Genomic DNA, 22,633 nt, shown 5'->3' on the forward strand with positions numbered 1-22,633 from the left:
AATAATCATCATGAAAAAAGTATTTCTATTAGGAATGGCTTGTTTAGTTATGTCAAGCAGTTTTGCACAAGAAAGACCAAAAAAGCCAAATGTAGTATTAATTTTAACCGATGATTTAGGTTGGCAAGATGTAAAATGTTACGATATTGACGAGCCTTCTCCATTCGAAACTCCAAACATTGACAGATTAGCTAAAGAAGGAGTTTTATTCTGGCAAGCGTATTCTCCTGCAACGACGTGTTCTCCGTCTAGAGGTGCAATCTTATCTGGCCAACACCCAGTGCGTTTAGAAAGAACTAGCGTAAGAGGAGGTCATCCACCATTGCCTTTTAATCATAGATCTACCTTGATTAGTCCTTGGATGCGCGGTGCTTTAGATGCTTCTAAAGTAACGATTGCCGAATCACTTAAATCAAATGGCTATAAAACAGGACACTCAGGAAAATGGCACGTTGGTATTGCTGTAACAGACTATCCTGAACCTAAAGATCAAGGATACGATTTTTCAAAACATGGTTTTGGACCTCATAAAAGAATGACCGATCGTACAAAAGGATTTGCAACGACGGATCCTTCAGATCCATTTACACTAGACGAAGATGGTTTTCCTTTTGATGATATCACTCAAGACGGTATTGATTTTATGAACCAAAATAAAAAAGATCCATTTTTTCTTTACTATTGCTCTCGATTAGTACACACGCCTATACAAACACGAAGTGAAGCTTTATTGCGTAAATACTATGAGAAATTAGGATTAGAATATCCTAAAAAGAATGACATGTGGGACAAAGCAGGTCAAAAAAACGCCTATTATGCTGCCATGGTAGAAATGATAGATCATTACACTGGTCAACTGATTACATATCTTGAAGAAACAGAAGATCCAAGATGGCCAGGGCATATGTTAATCGAAAACACCTATGTTATTTTCACCTCTGATAATGGAGGTATGGAACAACATACAAAAGAAATTATTACAGACAACTATCCTTTAGACAAAGGAAAGATAAATGCAAAAGAAGGTGGTGTACGAGTACCACTAATCATAACAGGACCAAATATTGCTGCAAATACGGAATCTAATGTTATGGTAAATGGTGTGGATTTCTATCCTACGATACTAAGTTGGACAAACACTCCAAAAGATGCAAATCAAATATTCGATGGTGCTGATTTATCTACATTACTAGATAAAGACCCAACAGATGCTAAATTAGTTTTAGATCCTGAAACCGGAAAACCAAGAAATACGATGATGTGGCACTTTCCAAACAGCGCTATGCAATCTACATTACGAATTGGAGACTTTAAACTAGTGCGTGACTATACGGCTACAGAAAAAAAGACCGATTTGGCCTTATATCAATTGTACGAAAATGGTTCAAAACGTGTCGATATTGAAGAATCTCAAAATCTAGCAGAAAAAATGCCAAAGAAAACAGAAGAGATGAATCGTCTTTTAACAGAACGATTACAAAAACTAAATGCGAGATATCCTTATTTAAATCCAACTAGTAAATCTGCGTTACCTAATAAATCTAAAATACCTACTGTTGTTGAGCATGGCATAGATGGAAAAAATGTTTGGTTAAAATATCAAAACAATGGAGCTAAGGTGGTAAAAGCAGAATTAATTTATACAACTAATGGTGGTGTACGTGGTGAAATTTGGTTTCCTGTTTCTATGAATCTTAGGAATGATAATGTTTCTGTAGCATTGCCAAAAGGAACTACGCATTACGTATTTAATTTAATTGACGAAAACAATTACTTAATAGGTTATCCTGATGGAGGCTACCAAAAAACTACTAAAGTATTTGCAACTAAAGCAATTGCCATCAAATAATTAAAATTATTTCATATTTAAAGAAGCACAATAGGATTAAATTCTATAGTGCTTCTTTTGTTATATATACATATAACCTCAACTATATCATTACTAAAACGCAATTCAGAGGATATTGAAACCACTATGTAAATCTGCTTAATTTAAATAAGTGGTCGATTTAAGTCTCGCTTTGGTTAAAGGGTTGAATTAAAATACTATATATAAATAATAGCACTATTCCACTGTATAACGTGAAATTGGTAGTATAGAGCAATGATTTAGTGAATGAGAGAAAATGTAGTTAAGTCTCTAATCTTATTTTTACATGGTCTTCAAAATATGAAAATGATGATTTATTTGGAGGCTATTAAATAAATTAAGCAATTACCGTTATGCCAAAGATTTTATATTTTTTTTTATTTTCAATATCATTTGTACAGATTTCTAATGCACAATTTTTGTGGTTAGAAGATCAAACGAATACGCGTAAAATTGAGTTTACAGCCGAAGAAGATGTACCGACTAATTTAACAGGAAACATTCCAAACCCTAATACTTTAGGAATTAATACACACACTATTGTCTCTAAATTTAATAGAGTTGAAGGTACACAAGATTTTTTGAAATTTAATTTATTCAATTACGTAACAGATTTAACCGATTATACAGTTACGTTTAAAGCTTATATTGATATACCTACTGATGAGCTAACTACAAACAACTCAAAATTAAGAGTGTTTTTTGATAGTTCTGATGAAGGACAACGTGTTTATGAACAATTGAATTTTACAGTTGGACAAGAATGGGAAACGTTTACGTTTCATTTTGAAAATGTTGTGGTTCCACATGTTGATGGCTATGACCTTATGACAATAGGTTTTGCTAATGGTAGTATAGAAGAACCAGCCATGACTTATTATATAGATGAGATATACGGATCAACAGATCAAACCGCTACCGTAGGAAATCATCCAGCTGCTTGGTTACAGGGTTCATGGGGAGTTACATTTCCTGTTTTTGGTGGTGAAAGGTTAGATGCAGAAGTTGCTACAGGCCATGACCCATTAGGAGGTGCACAAGAGGTTGTTGCAGAACTTCCAGCTGTAGGGCACGTTATTACAAACCTTAGTTATTTTGCACACTCTCATTATTTTACAATGAGAGATAATACTAATGTAGATGTCGCTACAGAGATACACGAAAGTTTAGTTCCTAGTGCAGAGAATCAACAAATCATGCTGGACGTCTTGCAAACATTTAAAGATGCAGATAAGAAGATTATTTTGTATATATCTTCTAACTATTTAGATAGAGCAAGTGATGAAACGAAAGCGGCTTGGGTAGATTATTATACAGCTAATTTTGAAGGAGATGAATATTTAGCTTACAGAGATTTAGTTCAAGGATTTATTCCTGCGATAGCAGAGTATGCTGATGGATATTGGTTTGATACAACAGGAGTACTTCTTGACGATGGAAATTTAGAAGATTTTGTTCAAATGTTTAAAGATGCCGATCCTGGAGCTGCTATGTCAGTGTCTGAGTTTGGTCATAAACATTATATAGATGGCGTATTAGTTGCCGTTGATTCTGATGGAGTTGATGATGAAGATGATAGAGACTATGATGTATCAAACTTTAGAGGAAACAATACTTCTCAAGATTTTACAAGAGGACATGTCTCTGCGTTAGCTGGTGGTGCTCCGCCAAATTCTTGGGGATACGAAGAGTTTACATTACCTGCTATGGTTGGTAACCCTTGGTCAATGTATGAAAAAAAACAAGTATTAAAACATGCATGGTTTCCTATTAGAGATAAATGGCATGTTAGTTCCGCAAATTTAATATTTGGAATAGAAGATGCTTACAGATTTACTAAAATTCTAATAGATGCCAATGCTGGTGTTACCTTTGCAACTACGGTATCTAATGCTAATGCTGATGAAGGCCATATAATGGCTGATGAAATGCTTATTATGAAAGCAATTAACGATAGACTTCTTTCTAGTCCTGTACCCGATTTTGAACCATATGTAAGACCAGATGGGGCTTATCTAGTCGGTGAAACGCTAAGTACAAATTCATATGAATTTACTAATCAATCAGATGTTAAGTTGTATCCCAACCCAGTAGCTGATCGACTCACAATTTCTAGAACAACTACAGATATAAATAACATAACGGTCCTAAACGTACTAGGAACTAAAGTACTGAATAAAACATGGACTAATGGCACGACGACCACACAATTAGATGTGTCTACTTTAAAATCAGGAATTTACCTTATTAAGCTTTCGAATGGTAATAATTATAGCATCACTCGAAAAATAATAGTATCCAAGTAAAAATAAGTAATACCAAATGAATTATAAAATGAGACTAAAATAATTTGGATTATAGCGTTCACAGACGACTAATAAAATCTAAGCATAGCCATAAGTCTACGGTTCTATTTTATTATGAAGTATGTGAGTGATAGAAGCAAATTATTAGGCTTATTTTATGGTTTATTTGGTATAATCGCAACTAATGTAATTTTTGATAAAACTTTTTTAAATAAACTAATTTTATGATGAGAAACACAACACTACTTTTATTATTCAGCATTCTTTTTTTACCACAAATAAATGGTCAAGAGATAATTAAACCAAATATTGTTTTTATTTATGCAGATGATCTAGGCTGGCAGGACACCCAGTTAAATGATGTTGGAGATGTTGTTCCTTGGGAAACACCTAATATGTTAGCATTGGCTGAGGATGGAGCTAATTTTTCACAAGCCTATGCTTCTGCACCAACTTGTGCACCGTCAAGAGGAGGTACAATGAGTGGTAGAATGCCTCTTAAAACCAAAATGACTCATGTCGCAGGAGGGCAAATACCTAAAGTTAAACTTTCAAATAAAACTATAGAGTCATATTATCCTGGTAGATTACAACTAGATGAAGTTACCATAGCTGAAGCATTAAATCCTTTAGGATATGTATCTGGTCATGTTGGTAAATGGCATATGGCAGCTAATCACAATATTTATCCAGAAGCTGTAGACCAAGGGTTTGATTATCAGGATACTGATAGAGGAATTACGCGATCCATGGGAGACCGATCAGTGGACTTTGCTACAGATGCTGTAGATGATCCTTATCGATTAGATGCAGATGGAAGACCTTATGATGCTGTAACAGAACTAGCATTGGATTTTATGGATGATAACAAAGAGGAACCCTTTTTTCTATACATGGCTCATTGGTTAGTTCACTCACCAATACAAACAAGAGATTTAGCATTACTAGAATATTATTGTGATAAATTAGGAATTCCTGTGCCTACAACCGATGCAAATATTACGACTTCAGGCCAAACAAATCCCTATTACGGAGCGATGATTGCGAGTTTAGATTGGAGTTTAGGGAGAGTAGTAGATTATTTAAAAGTTACTGATGATCCAAGAAATCCAGGGATGAAATTATTTGATACAACGTATATCATATTTGCTTCAGATAATGGAGGTGCAGAAAATCATGGGTCAGAAATTATTACAGATAACTTTCCTTTAGATTTAGGGAAAACACACACCAAAGAAGGCGGTTTGCGTACGCCATTTGTTATAACTGGACCTGGTATTGTAGAAAATCAAGTATATGATAACATAGTTTCTCATTTAGATTTTTATCCTACAATTATGGAGGTTACTGGAGCAGATGCCGTTCTTGATGCCAATGTTCTGAACAATTTAGATGGTGTAAGTTTATTTCCTTTTTTAAGTGGCACTGAAGCAGAAATAAAAAATAGTGACAATACTGAAAGAACAGATCTTTTTTGGCATTACCCACATGGACAAGATGAAAGAGCATCTTCAGCAATTAGAAGTGGAAATTATAAATTGTATAAAATCTATGATAACGGAGATTATTATAAAGCTTACCAATTATATAATACCGATGGATCAGACAATGATATAGAAGAGATGGTGGATGTTATAGATACGATGGATACATCTCTTAAAAATGAAATGATCTTAAAACTAGAGACGCTTTTAGCTGAAAACGATACAAGAATACCACATTTTAATCCAGATTATAATGGTGATCCATTAGTTAATCAAGATATTGTTCCGTCTGTTACTTCAACAGTTTATGATCATGATACAGATGTAGCCACAGCAACTCTTACTATTAATGCTGGAGATGCAATTATTGAAACGGCTTATTTGCTTTATAGAATAGAGGCTGTAGATTCATCAGAAGAAGAATGGTTTGAGCTTCCTGCTACTATAAATGGTAACGTGATTACAGCCGATGTGCCAGAAGTAGCTACAGGAATTGTATTTACGTTAATAGATGAAAATAATTTTGTGGTTATAACGGATGACATCTCAACAGTTATTGATCCTATAGATGGAACTTATACTAATGCAGTTGATCTTGGAGATGAAACATGGGATACAGCAACTAACTGGACAAATAGCATAATAGCGAATGAAACTGGTATAGCAACTCTTGAAAGAACTATAGACTTAGAAACCAATAGTTATACTGTTGGTCAACTTCAAATAACAGGTAATAGTAATACCAAAACATTTTCTAATGGTACACTAATTCTAAATGGTACTACGTCTTTAAATCCTGATCAAATTATAAGGAATCGGTCTAATAAAGCCATCACCATTACATGTAATGTAACAGTAGATGTTGATGATAAAGAAATTCATATTAGAGAAAATGCTACCACACAACTTATTTTTAATACTGGTACATTTGCATTAGGTAGCAATACGATTAATGTAGATAATAAAAGTACTGCCACTACTACTATTCCTGTGGAATTTAATGGAGCTGTAACAGGTGATTCAAGTAGTCGTATTAACATCATAAATCAAGATGTGTCTTTAGGAGCTTCATCTGATTTTTCAGGTTTTACTGGCAGTATAACTTTTGGAGGTACTAATGGTGTGTTAACCGTAAATGGTGTAAATACTATTGAAGGTTCAATTGGAGTATTAGCTGCATCAGATGGTAATTCTATTATAGAATTTAATGCTAGCCAAAACGGTTTAGCTAATCTTTCAGTAGATACACAGGCATTGGCATTAGATTTTGATGCTGCAGCAACCGCTGTAGAATTTGCAGGATATACGACATCAACTACAGAAGGCGTTGTAGACTTACAAAATTATGTATCTGGTTCTCTTAGAATAGGAACCAATGCTACTACTATTTCTCAAACCATATTAAATACTTGGCTTATTGATGGTGTAGAACCTGCAGATGGTACACTTGTACAAGATGCATCTGGATATATTAATGTACAAACATCTGTACAAAATATTAGAACTTTTTTAGAAGCAGCACCTAATGGAGAATGGCAAACTACTACTAATTGGGACACTGGTACATTACCATTAACAACCGACCAAGCATTAATATTATATGCTGGTGATTTAACTTTAGATCAGGATCGTACAATAGGAAATCTTAAATTTCAAACAAATACAGCTAGGTCTTTTCTTGATGCTGGTTCGACTATATTAACTGTTGATACTCAGTTGGCGTCGAATTCGCGTTTAATTGATAATTCTACCAGTAAAGCAATTACCATTTACCCTAGTATAAACTTTACGACTTCTGGGATTATTTATAATAGAAATAAAACTGGTAATCAACTTACTTTTACAGGTGGTACAATTTATATAAATTCTAATACAATTACTACCGATAGTCGATCGACAAATTCAAGTAATCAATACATAGTGTTTAATGGACCTGTAGTCGGAGATGGTATAATCAATGTAGATGATTCACAAGCTGCTGGTGCAACACAAGGAATTTCTTTAGGTGCTGATTCAGATTTTTCAACATTTACAGGTACAATTAATGCTAAAAATAATCCAATTGTTTCGTCTACAACGAATGCATTTGGTAGTGCTTTAACTTTAGACGGTATAGCTTCATTTGAAATTAATGTTGCAAGTACTTTTACAGGTTCAATTTCAAGATTAGCTACAACTGCTGGCGCTGCAACTGTAACATTTAATGCAAACCAAAGCATGGGTGCTCTTACAGTAGATACACAGCCATTAGCAATAGATTTTGATGCTGCAGCAACAGCTGTAGAATTTTCGGGATATACGACATCAACTACAGAAGGTGTTATAGACTTACAAAATTATACAGCAGGTATTCTTAGAATAGGAATAGATAATACTGGAATTTCCCAAACCATTTTAGATACTTGGCTTATTGATGGCTTAGAACCTGCAGATGGTACGCTTGTACAAGATGCATCTGGATTTATTATATTTCCAACGACGTTTACGTCAACCAATGGTCAGAGTCTTAATTGGGAAGATGGATCTTCTTGGGCAGGAGGAATTGCTCCTACAGATCCTACTGAAAATGTAATAATACATGGTTGGATTACCATAAACTCAGACGTCACTGTAAATAATATAACTATTGTAAATGCTGATGGCGCAAGTACTTTAGAAGAAAGAGTAGTTGTAGGACCAGGACATTCTCTTACTGTAGAAGGTAATGCAGTGACAAGAGGTCAAATTTTTGCATCCTCTAATTCTACTAGTTATGGTAGTTTAATTTTTAAGGGAGTTGTAGATGGTCAAATTAGACTGCAAAGATTTGTAAACGGAGTAGCAAATGGCAACGACCTAATAGCGTCTCCTGTCACTGAAACTTTTGCTTTTTTTGCTGGTGATAGTCCTAATCTTTTGGAAAACCCTAGTAATACTACAGAAAAGGCATTTGGCCCTTTTGATAATACTACTGGTGCATTTGTAAACTGGGATACGGTAAATGATGGAGGAACAAATATCGTTCCTGGTCAAGGTTATAGAGCAGCTTCTAGTAGTGGAGATTTCGTTACATTTAGAGCTGAGCCAGAATCACCAGCAGTCGATGTACCTGTTTCTATTACAGATGGTGGTGACGCTACTTATGGACTATGGAATTTAATCGGAAACCCTTTTCCATCATATTTAGATTTTGGTGCCTTTTGGACTGAAAATTCAGGCGTACTAAATGGTGGAGGAGGAGTCTACCAAGCGATTTATGGTTATGATGCTGATGATTCTGATGGTAGTAATTATACGATTTGGAATGGATTTAATACGACAGATAAAATAACACCTGGTCAAGGTTTCTTTGTTAGAACTATATCTGGTGGAACCGTAACTTTTAAACCAGAAATGAGAACTGTTGGTTCTTCTGATGATTTTATAGCTGGTAGATCATCGACAACTGGTTTTGTTTTATCGGAGTTGTTTTTATCTAACGGATCATCTACTTATAATACAAAAATATATTTTGCTGAGGATAAAACAAAAGGGCTAGATCCAGGATACGATGCAGCAGATTTTACAGGTGCTACTAATGGTATTTATACCAATCTAGTAGAAGATAATGAAGGTGTAGAATTTGCTATTCAGGCCTTGCCTTATAATGATTTTAATGATGTTGTAGTGCCACTTGGTGTTAATAGTGATGCAGGTATACAATTAACTATTGGTTTAGATGCAACAACTGGCACTATTCCTTCAAATATTAATGTTTATCTTGAAGATAATGTAGCCAATACATGGACATTATTAAATAGTAGTGATTATGTGTTTACACCATCTGCTTCCATAAATGGAACGGGACGTTTCTATGTGCATTACTCATCTACAACATTAACAATAAAGGATGATTTGTTAAACGGATTAAACATTTATACCGAACAATCATCAAAAACAGTAGTTGTTAAAGGAAAATTAACCAATGATACTACAGCTGTAATTTATGATGTACAAGGTAGAAAAGTATTACAACAAGAATTAGATAGTGCTCATACAACAAACACAATTAATGTGAATGCTTTAACTACCGGAATTTATATTGTTCAGCTAGAAAATAATTCACAAGTTAGAACTCAAAAGGTTATCTTAAATTAACTATAGAAATATCAGGTTTAAAAAGAGGTTTATACTTTTTAGAAGTGATTAATCTAATGTAAGTAAAGCAACTTTAAAATTGTTAAAGGAATAAGATAGACGTGCTACAACGATTAGATATCTAACTTTTTTGTTTCTGACGGCTACCTAATCTATAGGTGTAACTCAATATGATGTAGCGTCCTAAACTTTCTGATGTGGTTTCTTCAAAATAGTTGGTGGTGCTTCGTCTTTCAAAATCTACATTTCTATCTAACAGATCTATTAAAACCAGTTTAAGACTATTATGGCTATTTCCTATATTGTAAGAAATAGCCATATTCCATATAGGAAGCTGAAGGTTACTATCAAATTGATTATCTGAAAAAGCGAAATAATCAAATTGCGTATTAAAATTCAGTTTTTCTGTGAAATCATAATCCACGGCAGCATAATAATGTTGCTTTTTATACCTTCGATTAAGATCTTTTTCTATAGAAAATGAGGTGTTATTAACACTGTAATTGGTTCCAAGCTTTAAATCTATAACATTCTTGTTTGCGTTCTCTATTGACAAACCCATTAGAATATCTTTTGAAACCACATCGTTAAGTTGAAGGTTAATTAATGATGTGGAAGAATTATAAAAACTACTGTTCTTTATAGCATAGCGAATTCCTAGGCCCTTTATTTTTTTGCTAAAATTAAAAAAGGCGGAAAACCGTTTTCGCTCTCCACTATTGATATAACTTCTTGTTTTAACAAAGTCATCATCAATAGCAATGTTTTGTATAATAGCATCTCTAGAAAACTGATATTTAATTCTACTTGTAAAATTTAGCGATGATTTGTAGTTGTATATATTAGCTATTAAAGAGAAATCGTCAGTTTTTTCTGTTTTCAAATTAGGATTTCCTTTTCTTATAAAAAACGGATTTAAATCATTGATAACTGTTGAGCTTTCTGCAGTGCGAGGGCTGCGTATTTTTCGGTTATAGACCAATCTGTATTTTACACCATTTTTAGGTTTGTATTGCAGTGTAGAAAATGGATTTAAGTAAAATTGATTGCTATTAAAAGGATCTTCTGTAATGACACCAAAAGATCTATCGAGCTCTTGAAGTTCAACTCCAGCAAAAATGTTCAGTTTTTTGGTGCTGTAATTGTATGCCAATCGGTTTTGGTAACTGCCTTCTCTGTTGTTGTATTTGTAAGTAAAGAGCTCTTCGGCATTATCATTCGTTATTGTGGTTTTAAGTTGGTATATGTCTTCATTTTGATTTAAAACTTTTAAAAAGGATTGAAATTTAAAATAATGATTATTACCTAAAGGTTCTGTGTATTTAAAATTGAAATTGTATAAGCCGTTATTAAACGTTTCGTCTCGTAGCGCAAAAATCTCAGTATTTGTAGGGTTGTCACTATCTATATTTCTGGTCACAAAGGTGGTTTGTTCATTATCCTTTGCTTGTTCGCTTATATTGGTGTTAAACCCAACACTAAAGCTACGACCAGCTTTAGCTAATTTCTGATAGAAGTTAATATTAAAATATAATGATTTTTTAGTGTTATTATTACTGTAGTTTTGACTATTTGAAGTTACTAAATCACCATCTTCAGTATAATAAAATCCGTCTCTAACTGAATTTTGTATCACCTCATCCGAATTTAAACGCCCTTTAATGGTTAGGCTATTTGTACGATTTGATTTGTTTATGTAATTAAAATTGAAATTGTGATTTTTTGAAACCTTGTCAAAATTATTATCTGCTTCGTAATCAAAGTTATTGGTATTTGAAAACGAAATTCTTTTGGAGAAGGACGTTCCTCTGTTGTCCGAGAGATTGTAAAAATAGTCGGCATTAAGAGATTTTTTCTTTTTAAACTCATGTCCAATATTTATGCCGCTTACTCCCGTTTTTAAATAACCACTTAAGCTTTTTGTTTTTTTTGAATTGGAATTGTCATCATCAGATTCATCAGCAATGCCATCAGCATTTTCTAGAAATCCTTGAATGTTAGATCCCGTAATATTGATGTTGTTGTATTTACCAATAATTGCCAATTGTGTTTTTGGCGAAAATTTGTTGTAGTTAACGTTGCCAAAGTAGCGACTGTCTAATCCTATACCTGCTGACGCTTTTCCGAAACCTTGATTTTTTTTCGATTTTTTCAAAGTAAAATTTATCACAATCTGTTTATTACCGTCATCTACGCCTGTTAGTTCTGCTTCATCACTTTTTTTATCGATGACTTCAATTTTTGCAATGGCATCTGCTGATAAATTTTTTAATACAAGTGCCGGATCTCCTCCAAAAAATTCTTTGCCATCGACATATATTTTAGTGACTTGGTTACCTTGAGCAATTACTTTTCCATTAGACTCAATCTCTAAACCAGGTAATTTTTTTAAAAGCGTTTCTAGATTATCACTTGAGTTTACTTTAAAAGAATTGGCATTAAAAGCAATAGTATCTTCTTTTATTTGAATTGGTATTACAGCAGATATCGTAACGGCATCTAACTCATAAGAATCCTCTTTAAGAATGACGTCGCCAAGGTCTATAGGTTTGTTTTTATAATAGACATTCTCAAAATGCGTGACATATCCTAAGTAAGAAAATTGTAATAATAGAGAGTCCTTAGGTGTATCCAAAATTACAAATTCACCCTTAATATCAGTAATGGTGTTATTAATAAATGTAGAATCCTTTTGTCTTAAGAGAGCTACAGAAACAAATTCTATAGGCGCTTTATTTTCGGTTATGACGATACCTTTAATTGGAGGTGAAGACTGACTAAAAAGAACATTAGACAGAACTAGAAAAACTAATATTAAGAATTTTGATGGATTCATGTCACAGTTAAATCACTTAGATTTTAAATTAGAGCATTTTTATAATTGAAAAAGACAGTGTCTTTATGCCTTACTTTTAAGTTCTATATAATTGTAAACCCTATCGCTTAAATAGCTTGGTTTTCATTTATAGATAAAAAAAAGGTAGCAATTTAAATTACTACCTTTATTTTTTACAAAATAATTTAAGCAACGTCTATTACTTAAAATGACCATATTAAATTTTTATTCTTTTACAATTCTCAAGGTTTTAGATCCTAATTCCGTCTTGATATTTGCAATATAAATCCCTGTTGATAAATCACTAATGTCATAATTAGCTTCTTCTTTAAATGTTTTTATCAAACGTCCAGTAATATTATATAATTTAAGACTCTCAATACTTCTATTAGAATCTATTTGAAAACTGTTAGTTACAGGATTAGGGTAAGCAACAATAGATGCATTATTTAATTCAAAGTCATTTACAGGTAATGTGGTTGCAGATGGTCCTTGAAAAGCATCTAAATAATATACATTTCCTGTGGCGAGAAAATCAGCATCTGGTTGATCAAATAATAGGTTTACAGTACTATAAGATACACCATCTGTAAGTGTAACTCCTGTAAAATCAAAGGTGTATTCTTCCCATTGATCATAAACAGTAACATCAATTGTTACGTTCTTTTGGCCTGCAGTTTCAATTCCATCTCGCAAAAACAATCTTAATCTTCTACCAGAACTGCCATCTACATTGGTTGATGGTGCATAGGCTCTTATTTTAAAAATAGCAGCTGATTGATTTGCTGAAGTAATTATAGCCGGTAATTGAAACTTTAATTGTGAGTGTACTTCTTCTCCTTTTGTAAACTTGGCAACTAATGGACTGCTGTTTCCAGTAGTTGTTGGTGTAGCCACTGCTGATGCTTGTTCTAAAAACTCACCGCCTAGCACCTCATTAAGTGTTACGCTAAATGTATCTGGGCTATAGTTATGATACCATTCATTTCCAGATTCTAAAACGGCTTCTGCATCCAAAGGTGGTTCAGGCACGTCTTTATCGGTAACGTTAAATTTATACAATCTTGATGCAGTAACTGATGGTGCAGTTCCTAAATCTAAATCTGTAATTTCAAATGTAATAGGCGTTGGTGTAGTTGAAAATGTGACAGCTCCAGCATAAGTAGCAGATAATACTTGATATGTACCAGTACCACCATCAGTTTCACTATATGTGAATGTTTGTGGTGTTTCAGACCCAACCGTAATTTTTATAGCCAATGTATTTCCTTCTTTTTTTCTAAAATCAAATGAAATAGTACCGTCAATAGTACCTGATGAAGTTTGAGCAACAAGGTCAAACGTACCAGCAACATCGTTAGAACCAGCTTCATCAGCCACTATTTGAGTACGATTTGGTGTAGCGGGTGCTTCTGAAATAGTAGCAGCCGTTCCAGTAGAAACAGAAGTTACTAAAGGTGAAATCATAGTAAAATCTTGATCTGCTGCATCCACTGTTATAATAGCTTGTGCAAATGCCAACGTCGTGGCAAATAAAAAGGACATGATAAAAAGTAATTGTTTTTTCATATTATAAAGTTTTAATTAGTTAATCAAAGTTAGTTATACAAGGTGTTTTTTCTTTGCTTATTTCAACCAAAAATTTTTCTATCACAACTATTATACTTAAATAATGTAATGAAGGGCATTCTCAAAATGAGTCTTAAAAGCATAGACATTTCACAGATTAATTAATGGTTTAAACTGAGATAACACTATTTTGTAATGTTTTGAGAAAACAAAAAAGTTCCTTAGTTAAATTTAACTAAGGAACTTTTTTTAATCAATTTATAACAACAACGTTTGTTGCATTAAATACTTGAATACCGAAATCTTATTCTTTTACAATTCTCATTGTTTTAGAACCTAATTCCGTCTTAATATTTGCAATATAAATACCTTTTGCTAAATCACTAATATCATAATTAGCTTCTTCGCTATATGTTTTTAATAATTGGCCAGTAATATTATAAAGTTCTACACGCTCAATACTGTTGTTAGCATCTATTTGAAAGCTATTTTTTGTTGGGTTAGGATAAACTTTAACACTTGTCTTTTGTGTTTCAAAATCATCTACACCTAAAGTTTCATTAGAAAATCTAAGCCAATAGAATCTAATTCTAGCGCTATTAGAAAGGTCTTGTAAAATATTAATATCCAATGTTATCGTTTTAGGAACAGATGTAATAGTAACATTTTGGGAAAATGTTAACGTATCAAATGTCTCAAAGCCATTAAGGTTGCTTGCACTAGCGTCAGCAGCTAAAGTAATCGGTGCGTCAGTTGTGCCATCAACAGTCATAGTTACACTCCCAGAATTACCAAATAATTTTCTTACGTGAAAAACAATTGATGTTTCGAAATCTGCTCCAGAAGAAACTACATCAAAACTAATAGATCCATTAAGAGTTTCTGGTATAGTTGCATTAAGATGAGCACCATTTCCGTTTGGCGCAAAAGGTCCTCCAGTTTGAGTATAATCTGTACTTGCTATACTGATCTGCTGTGTTTCAGAGTCTAATGGATCAAGCACTGTTGCTTGCCCAAATGTAACACCTGTAGCAAAAAGTAAAATTGCTGTAAAAAGTAATTGTTTTTTCATAATTTATATGGTTTTAAAATTAGTTAGACAAAATTAGCTCTATTATTTTATTTTTCTTTGCTAAATTAACCCAAAAGTATGCTCATTTCTTGTGTAAAAACTTAAAATTACTAAAAAACAATGGTTTATAGTTTTATTTTAGAGCTAAAGATAATTGTTGTAAACTCAATTGAAACTTTATTATTTGCTACTTAGAGCATAGTTAGAATACTTTTTTTTCTTCATTTTAAGAGATTTAATCGTAGGTATTTCAGGATAACTTACTAAGAAATTATTCGCATCAATTAAGTTAATAATATAATGGGTAGTACCTTTAGGTAAATTGGCTGCTATAGTACCATCAGTATTTATTTTGGCATCGGTTTTAAACCATTCTTCGTATTGGTGCCCTCCGTTAGTTGTATAAATCAAATCGGCCTTTATCACCTTAGCTCCATTTTCTTTATATTTAAAAGTAACTTGGTTATTCTCTTTTGATTGAGATAATACAGTGGGAACCGTTTCTTTATGCTCCATATCACTTTTGTAATAGGGATTGTAAGACGGATAACTCGCTTTCATTTCTGTTAAAATAGAAGTCAATTGCGCGTTCATTTCTTTTGTTTTTTCAGGATAAGACGACGCTAAATTATTTGCCTCCTCAATATCCACACGTTCTGCGACTCCATTATTGGTGGTATATAATTTATATAATTCATATTCTGGTGTTCTAGGGTTATTTTTATAGTCATAATTTCTAATGAATTTATAATCACCTACACGTAACGTACTTTGGTAAGACGCGTGTGGAAAATGCCACATCATAGACGTTCTTTCTTTGCCATTTTCATCTAAAACTAATTTAGAATCGGTAGGATCTTTTAATAACAACGTCGATAAATCTGCACCATCCAAATGTTTGTCTTTTGGTTTCTCAATTCCTAATAAGGATAGGATAGTTGGGTAAAAATCAAGTCCGTTTACTACAACATCAGATTCTATTCCTTTTATAATGCCAGGTCCTGAGATCAATAAAGGCACTCTTGTACCACCTTCTTTAGCATTTATTTTTCCTTTGTCTAATGGATAATTGTCAGTAAAAACTTCTCCTGGATGACCTTCCATTCCTCCATTATCTGAAGTAAAAATAATATAAGTGTTTTCACTTAGTTTATGACCTGGCCAACGTGGATCATCGGTAGTTTCTAAATAATCAAAAACTTGTCCTACATAGTAATCTAACATTTCTACCATGGCTGCATAATACGGATTGTTCTGTCCTTTTACGTCCCAATGATCAGGATCCGTTGGAAAAGGCACACCTAACTTTTTACAATATTTTTCTAAGAGGGCTTTACTCCTTGTATGTATTGGTGCATGTACAAGAAACGTAGCATAGTACAAGAAAAAAGGATCTTGTTTGTTTTCTTTTAAGAAGTTTAAGGCATCTTGACTGTTTTGATGGTATGGAAAACCGTTTTCATCCAAGCGGTAAGGATCAGAAGCTTTAGTTGTTGCAAAATCGGTTAAACGATGTGGTTTTTGTGGACTCGTTGCTCCACGATTTGCAGTAGACACATCAAAACCTTGATCCGTAGGTTGCGGGAAAGCAAAGTGGTTAATAGCCATATGCCATTTTCCAGCATGCCCTGTGGTATAACCTTTTTGCTGCAATACTCTTGCTAGAGTCATTTCGTTTTCTGGCATTCGTCCACTATACCAAGGATCGATAATGCGTTGTGTGTCTTTGTTTGCATAAACGGTAGGAGGTGCACCACCAACAACATGTGTTTTTTGGGCTCTTGCTGGATGGTTTCCACTCATTATAGCACATCTACTCGGTGCACAAGTTGGAGCAGGTGAGTAGGCTTGCCAAAATTGAATACCTTTTTTTGCGAAGGCATCAATGTTTGGTGTTTCGTAAGGAGAAGGTTCATCAATATCATAAACCTTTACATCTTGCCATCCTAAATCATCAGTAAGTAAAAGAAGAACATTAGGTTCTGGTCTATCAGTATTTTGAGTTTTTTGGTTCGATACTTTTGGGTTTTGTGTATTACAGCTAAAACATAACATAGCTGCGATAATACATATCGTAAATTCTTTATACCTCATTTCAATTTTATTAAATTATTCCTTTGCTCTTAAAATTTTTATTCATTGTTACGTTTTATTGAGTTCACTTTAAAACGATTTAAATCCTTTGGCTAAATAACAAAACTATATAGTTATACGATGTCTTATAACGTCTAAAATTTTGCTTTAATCAATCAATTCAAATATCAATCAGAAATTAAGTATTTTGGTTCCTCATAATATTTCCATAATAAAAAGAGTGAAAAACACTATCAGATAATCAGGCATTTAAGGTCGGCTGCAATATATAACTTAGCTTTCAATTAGATGATAACCATTTAGATGGATTACAGTAACAAATGGATTGATTAGAGAAATCACAATAATAACAACCTTATTATCTTTATGAAAAATAAAAAGCATGATTAACAAAATAAATTTTATAGTTCTATTTTCATTTTTCTGCTTAAGTACCATTGCTGCGCAACAGACTTGGTATGAGAATTCAAGTCAAACAAATAACATCCAGTTTTCTAATACGCAACAAGGACTTTTTACTACAGATGAAACAAATCCTGAGACCAATGGTATAAACTCAAATGCAACTGTTTCTAAATTTGTAAGAGATGGGCAAGAAAATTCAAGAATTATATTTAATTTATCAGTACCTATAACAGATTTGTCTTCAAATACGATAGCGTTAAAAGCATTTACATCTATACAAACTTCTGATTTGAACACCACAAATAGTAGAATCCGATTATTTTTAAAAAACTCAAGTATTGGAGGTTCGAGCAACCTATACCAACAAGCAAATTTTTCTGTAGGGGAAACCTGGGAATCTTTTTCTTACGATTTTGATCAAGAAACAATTCCTTCCGATGTTTTAATTGCTGGAGGTTACGATCAAATTATGATTGTATTTGCTTCTGCAGATACTAGCGGATTAACATCAACCTATTATATTGATACTATTTCTGGGAGTTTTGAGCAACCCTTACGAAATGCATTATTTTTATCTAGTTCTTGGGGTGTGCGGTTTAATTTAGATGGAGGTTATCGGTTAGACAACTCTAGTAATGATGATTGGGTTGCTGGCGCACAAGAAATTGTAGATAATTTGCCAGCTGTTGGACATGTTATTACAAATTTCACACATCCAGCACATGGTTATTATTATACCTTAAGAGATAATCCATATGTAGATATTGCCAATGAAATTCATCCAGATATGGTACCTACTTTAGATAATGAACAAATTATTCTTGATGTTATTGATGTTTTTAGAAACTCTGGAAAGAAAGTTATTTTGTATCTAAATGGTGCAGGCCCAGGACATCTTCAAGGGAGTAGTGATAGAGAATTTGAAATTTTAGCAGCATGGGAAACGTATTACAATACAGAATTTGGAGGAGATGAAGGTTTGGCATGGCGAACTTTAGTCAAAGGATATGTAGAGCGATTTGAAGGCTTAGTAGATGGTTATTGGTTAGATAATTTATCCAATTTACCAGGAGAACTAAGTGATTTTGTCGCTATGATTAGAGAAGTTGATCCTGATGTGGCTATTGCTACCAATTTAACGAAGTCGTATGTTGAGGATGAGAATGGTGATGATATATTTGTAGATTCCGATGCAACAGATGATGATGATCCGACAGATTATAGAGTTTTCTTTTTAGAAGCAAATGACCCTTATATGGATTTTACTGCGGGTCATCCTACACCACTAGGTCAAGGAGCACCGCCAAATTCATGGGCTTATGAAGAGTTTTCTTTCCCTTTAATTACTGAAAACCCTTGGTCTTCTTATGATGGTAGCAAGCAAACATTAAAACATTATTTTGCACCTATTAGAGATCGTTGGAGTGTGGCTAGTGCTGATTTAGTTTTTGAAGTTGAACAAGCCTACCGTTTTATAAGAACGTTTACAGATGCAGGTGCAACGATTACTTGGAGTACAACTATTACCGATGGTTTAATTACGGATGATGAAATGGCTATAATGCAAGACTTAAATGATAGAATGATGCAGTCTCCAAAACCAGATTACGAACCTTATGTACGACCAGTGGGAGCTTTTTTAGTAGGTGAATCATTAAGCATTGATTCTAATGATGATTTTAACAAGCTTGCTTTATTTCCAAATCCTGTAAAGCAAAACTTTAAATTATCAAAAGAAATTGCTTCTGCAGTTATTTACAACACTAACGGAAATAAAATTTTAGAATTTAAAAGCAATCAAACTTCCTTTGATGTTGCATCACTAACTGAAGGTGTTTATTTTATAAAAGCTTATTCAGAGAACAATGAAATTCAAGTTTTTAAATTTATAAAACAATAAAACAACAGTTATTATTATCTAAATAAAAAGAACAATAAATTTGAGAAAATATATAAATATCCCTCCTTGTATGAAAAATAAATTAGTTAAAGAAAGAAAAGTGCGTCATAGAAATATTGTTTTTTATGCCTTATTATTTATGGCCTCTTTTTCCTACGCACAAGTTGGTGTTGGAAACACAAATCCACAAGCCACTTTAGATATTACAGCATCTAATCAAGCAACACCTTCAAATGTAGATGGCATCTTAATTCCTCGAATTGATACCTTCCCTGCAACAAATCCTACTGCTGCCCAAGATGGAATGCTCGTTTACCTAACCACAACGGTTGGTTTAAATTCTAAAGGTTTTTATCATTGGGATCAAGTAACAACAGGTTGGATTCGGTTTTCAAGTATTGAAAAACTAAATGATCTTTCTGATGCAAAATCTGATGTAGATGGTACTAATGACGGTTCTTCTATTTTTATTGGGATTGATGCAGGATTAAATGATGATGCTGATCACAATCAAAATGTTGGCGTTGGTTATAACGCATTAATGACAAATGTAGATGGTGATGCCAATTCTGCTTTTGGATTTCAAGCCTTGAGTTTAAATACAAGTTTAAATAACTCTGCTTTTGGCTTTAGAGCCTTAGCTAGTAATTCCACAGGACGAAGAAATTCTGCTTTTGGAAGAGGTGCTTTAGAAGAAAATACGACTGCAAATTATAATACTGCAATAGGAACACAAGCATTGGCTAAAAATACAACTGGAGCTGACAATGTGGCGATAGGTAACTTGGCTTTGTATGAAAATTTAACTGGAGCTGGAAATACCGCAGTTGGTACAGAAGCTTTAACTAATGCTACAGTAGATTCCCTGACTGCTGTTGGTTATCATGCTTTATTTAAAAATGAAGCTGGAACATCTAATACAGCAGTTGGTTACGAGGCGCTTAATGAAAACGTTAGTGGAAGTAGTAATTCTGCGTTTGGTCATGGTGCGCTTAGATCTAATACATCAGATTCTCTGACTGCCGTTGGTTATCATGCTTTACACGCAAATACAAGTGGTGCACAAAACACAGCTGTAGGATACAAGGCACTTAATAATGTTGTTACTTCTAATAACAGTTCTGCATTTGGTCATGCAGCACTTAGTGCTAACACATCTGGTAATAATACTGCCTTCGGTTCATTTGCAGGAGATGAGTCTTCTGGAAACTCTAATGTACTATTTGGCAATAGAGCTGGTAGTCAATTAGCAGGAGATTCGAATGTACTTGTTGGTCAACATTCTGGTCGTGAATTAGAAGGAGATAGCAACGTGTTTATTGGAAAAAGTACTGGTCGCAGAACAACTGGGAATAATAACGTTTTTATTGGCCATAATGCTGGTTTTACTGGTACTCAGACTGCGGTTGACAATACGTTACTAATTGAAAATTCAAGTAGTGCAACACCATTAATCTATGGAGAGTTTGATAACGACATATTAAGAGTAAATGGTGAGTTACAAATTGCGGAACCAGGTGTAACCAATGGTTACGCTTTCCCAATTGCAGATGGTACTGCAGATCAAATTTTGGTTACAGATGGTGCTGGTCAGTTAACTTTTGAGGATCAACAAACCATACCTGTTGTACCAGATGTTTCTACGTTTACGGTTATTAGAGCTACTTTTGACCAAACAACACCGCTTGTTCACCAAGTTCTCGATGATTCTGGATGGCAAAAATTAGATTTTGACACGGTAGATTTTGATGCTACTTCCTCTGGAGAATTTAAAACCAGCACTAGTAGATTTGAACCTAATAACGGAGGTGTTTACAGAATAGATGCTAGTTTTCAAACTACAACGTCACAAACCAATACAGAGTATTATGGTGTTGCGGTATACATAAACGGCAATCTATATCAAGAATTTTCTGCAAATCACTATTATAATCTAAGCGATTCTAGTCAAGTCGCTAGGCAGATTTCGTGTGTGATTCAACTTGTTGATACTGATTTTGTTGAAATATTTGCTCTTAATACTCAGAATGCAACATCACCTGATGTAGTTGCGATAGAGGCTGCTTCTAATAAAACACATTTTACAATCGAGCGTATTAGATAAAACGTGTTATAATACATATAAAAAAAGCTTCTTGTCTCCAAGAAGCTTTTTTTATATGTTATTTAAGTAGAAAAGCATGTTTTTCAATTATCTATTAATTAGTCTAAAAAACGTAAACCAAAAACTTATAATGACGATAATTAAAGCTCATACGTTTTAGTTGCGCTACGGACATAAATTAAAGAGTAGACTAAAGTTGTTGCCATTAAATATTACACCAAAAGAAAATGGTTACAACAAGCATTAGAAGAGGTCATCTATTCAACATCTTAAATAATTATAGTGAAATCAAACTTATTACCACTTTATAGATATTCCAAATAATTATAAAGTCTCTATTACACTACTTCATAATAGATCTTTATTATATAAAAAGTCATGCCCTTTAAAAGTATTCGCTAGGGGAATACTTTTAAAGGGCATGAAATCTAAAGTCTAATTTAATAGGAATTTCCTATTAAAACAGAATTTACTTTTTCTTCTTATTCTTTCTGGATGCCAACTTTATTTCTTTAGCTCTGTCTTTTCCAAATGCCTTATTGAGAGACTTAGAAAATTCTTTATTACTTTCTTTTCTTTTTTCTTTTAGCTCTTCAGAACCTTTTTCATACTTAGCATTAATTTCAAAACTAGCCTTCACCTGAGCTTCTTTTATAGTTATTAATGTTTCCTTTTCTTCACTCGTTAGTGTTAACTTACTTTCTACAGCTTCTACATATGCACTAACTTTTTGTTCTATTTTTTTATCTGCATTTTTTTGAGCAAATACTGAACTACACATTGCGATACTAAATACGAGTAGTAAAATTGTTTTTTTCATAATTTTAAAAATTGTTTAAGATTAATTATTTATTTGAATAACAAACTTAATTAATAT

At 33.3% G+C, this 22,633-nt stretch carries 10 protein-coding genes; 5 read left to right on the forward strand and 5 right to left on the reverse strand.

The features are described from left to right. Positions 1-10: 10 nt before the first annotated feature. From HM981_RS09190 to HM981_RS09200, 3 genes are all read left to right on the forward strand, one after another. Positions 11-1,849: a sulfatase gene (locus HM981_RS09190; protein WP_218846375.1), complete on the forward strand. Its 1,839-nt coding sequence runs from the start codon at positions 11-13 to the stop codon at positions 1,847-1,849. A 374-nt stretch (positions 1,850-2,223) separates the two neighbouring features. Beyond that, entirely contained in the window at positions 2,224-4,176 is a 1,953-nt protein-coding gene (locus HM981_RS09195) for a T9SS type A sorting domain-containing protein (RefSeq protein ID WP_179338493.1), read from the forward strand. 224 nt (positions 4,177-4,400) lie between these two features. Beyond that, positions 4,401-9,776 (forward strand): sulfatase-like hydrolase/transferase, encoded by a 5,376-nt coding sequence (locus tag HM981_RS09200; protein ID WP_179338494.1) that lies wholly within the window; start codon positions 4,401-4,403, stop codon positions 9,774-9,776. Positions 9,777-9,897: 121 nt separating this feature from the next. Here HM981_RS09200 and HM981_RS09205 read toward each other — a convergent pair whose 3' ends face one another. The 4 genes from HM981_RS09205 to HM981_RS09220 form a co-directional block, all read right to left on the reverse strand. Continuing rightward, positions 9,898-12,612, reverse strand: a complete 2,715-nt coding sequence (locus HM981_RS09205; RefSeq protein WP_179338495.1) for an outer membrane beta-barrel protein — start codon at positions 12,610-12,612, stop codon at positions 9,898-9,900. A gap of 225 nt (positions 12,613-12,837) precedes the next feature. After that, positions 12,838-14,181: a T9SS type A sorting domain-containing protein gene (locus tag HM981_RS09210; RefSeq protein ID WP_179338496.1), complete on the reverse strand. Its 1,344-nt coding sequence runs from the start codon at positions 14,179-14,181 to the stop codon at positions 12,838-12,840. A 304-nt stretch (positions 14,182-14,485) separates the two neighbouring features. Then, positions 14,486-15,253, reverse strand: coding sequence for a T9SS type A sorting domain-containing protein (locus tag HM981_RS09215; RefSeq protein ID WP_178984318.1), 768 nt, complete (start codon positions 15,251-15,253; stop codon positions 14,486-14,488). 180 nt (positions 15,254-15,433) lie between these two features. Then, the gene (locus HM981_RS09220) at positions 15,434-17,347 is read right to left on the reverse strand and encodes a sulfatase (RefSeq protein ID WP_218846378.1); all 1,914 of its coding nucleotides are present in this window, start codon (positions 17,345-17,347) and stop codon (positions 15,434-15,436) included. A 382-nt stretch (positions 17,348-17,729) separates the two neighbouring features. Between HM981_RS09220 and HM981_RS09225 the strand changes: the two genes are divergently transcribed. Both HM981_RS09225 and HM981_RS09230 read left to right on the forward strand, forming a co-directional pair. Next, positions 17,730-19,652: a T9SS type A sorting domain-containing protein gene (locus HM981_RS09225; RefSeq protein WP_179338497.1), complete on the forward strand. Its 1,923-nt coding sequence runs from the start codon at positions 17,730-17,732 to the stop codon at positions 19,650-19,652. A 70-nt stretch (positions 19,653-19,722) separates the two neighbouring features. Next, on the forward strand, positions 19,723-21,756 hold the full coding sequence (locus HM981_RS09230) for a hypothetical protein (RefSeq protein WP_179338498.1): 2,034 nt from the start codon (positions 19,723-19,725) through the stop codon (positions 21,754-21,756). A gap of 469 nt (positions 21,757-22,225) precedes the next feature. Here the strand turns inward: HM981_RS09230 and HM981_RS09235 are convergent, their stop codons facing one another. Beyond that, entirely contained in the window at positions 22,226-22,576 is a 351-nt protein-coding gene (locus HM981_RS09235; RefSeq protein WP_179338499.1) for a DUF4047 domain-containing protein, read from the reverse strand. Positions 22,577-22,633: the final 57 nt, after the last annotated feature.

This window comes from Winogradskyella ludwigii (assembly GCF_013403985.1).
Taxonomy (GTDB): domain Bacteria; phylum Bacteroidota; class Bacteroidia; order Flavobacteriales; family Flavobacteriaceae; genus Winogradskyella; species Winogradskyella ludwigii.

Bases quoted from the DNA above. Each gene is read 5' to 3' on its own strand.
- HM981_RS09235 (WP_179338499.1), bottom strand. From the start codon at position 22,576: ATGAAAAAAACAATTTTACTACTCGTATTTAGTATCGCAATGTGTAGT.
- HM981_RS09205 (WP_179338495.1), bottom strand. From the start codon at position 12,612: ATGAATCCATCAAAATTCTTAATATTAGTTTTTCTAGTTCTGTCTAAT.
- HM981_RS09215 (WP_178984318.1), bottom strand. From the start codon at position 15,253: ATGAAAAAACAATTACTTTTTACAGCAATTTTACTTTTTGCTACAGGT.
- HM981_RS09195 (WP_179338493.1), top strand. From the start codon at position 2,224: ATGCCAAAGATTTTATATTTTTTTTTATTTTCAATATCATTTGTACAG.
- HM981_RS09225 (WP_179338497.1), top strand. From the start codon at position 17,730: ATGATTAACAAAATAAATTTTATAGTTCTATTTTCATTTTTCTGCTTA.
- HM981_RS09210 (WP_179338496.1), bottom strand. From the start codon at position 14,181: ATGAAAAAACAATTACTTTTTATCATGTCCTTTTTATTTGCCACGACG.
- HM981_RS09230 (WP_179338498.1), top strand. From the start codon at position 19,723: ATGAAAAATAAATTAGTTAAAGAAAGAAAAGTGCGTCATAGAAATATT.
- HM981_RS09190 (WP_218846375.1), top strand. From the start codon at position 11: ATGAAAAAAGTATTTCTATTAGGAATGGCTTGTTTAGTTATGTCAAGC.
- HM981_RS09200 (WP_179338494.1), top strand. From the start codon at position 4,401: ATGATGAGAAACACAACACTACTTTTATTATTCAGCATTCTTTTTTTA.
- HM981_RS09220 (WP_218846378.1), bottom strand. From the start codon at position 17,347: ATGAGGTATAAAGAATTTACGATATGTATTATCGCAGCTATGTTATGT.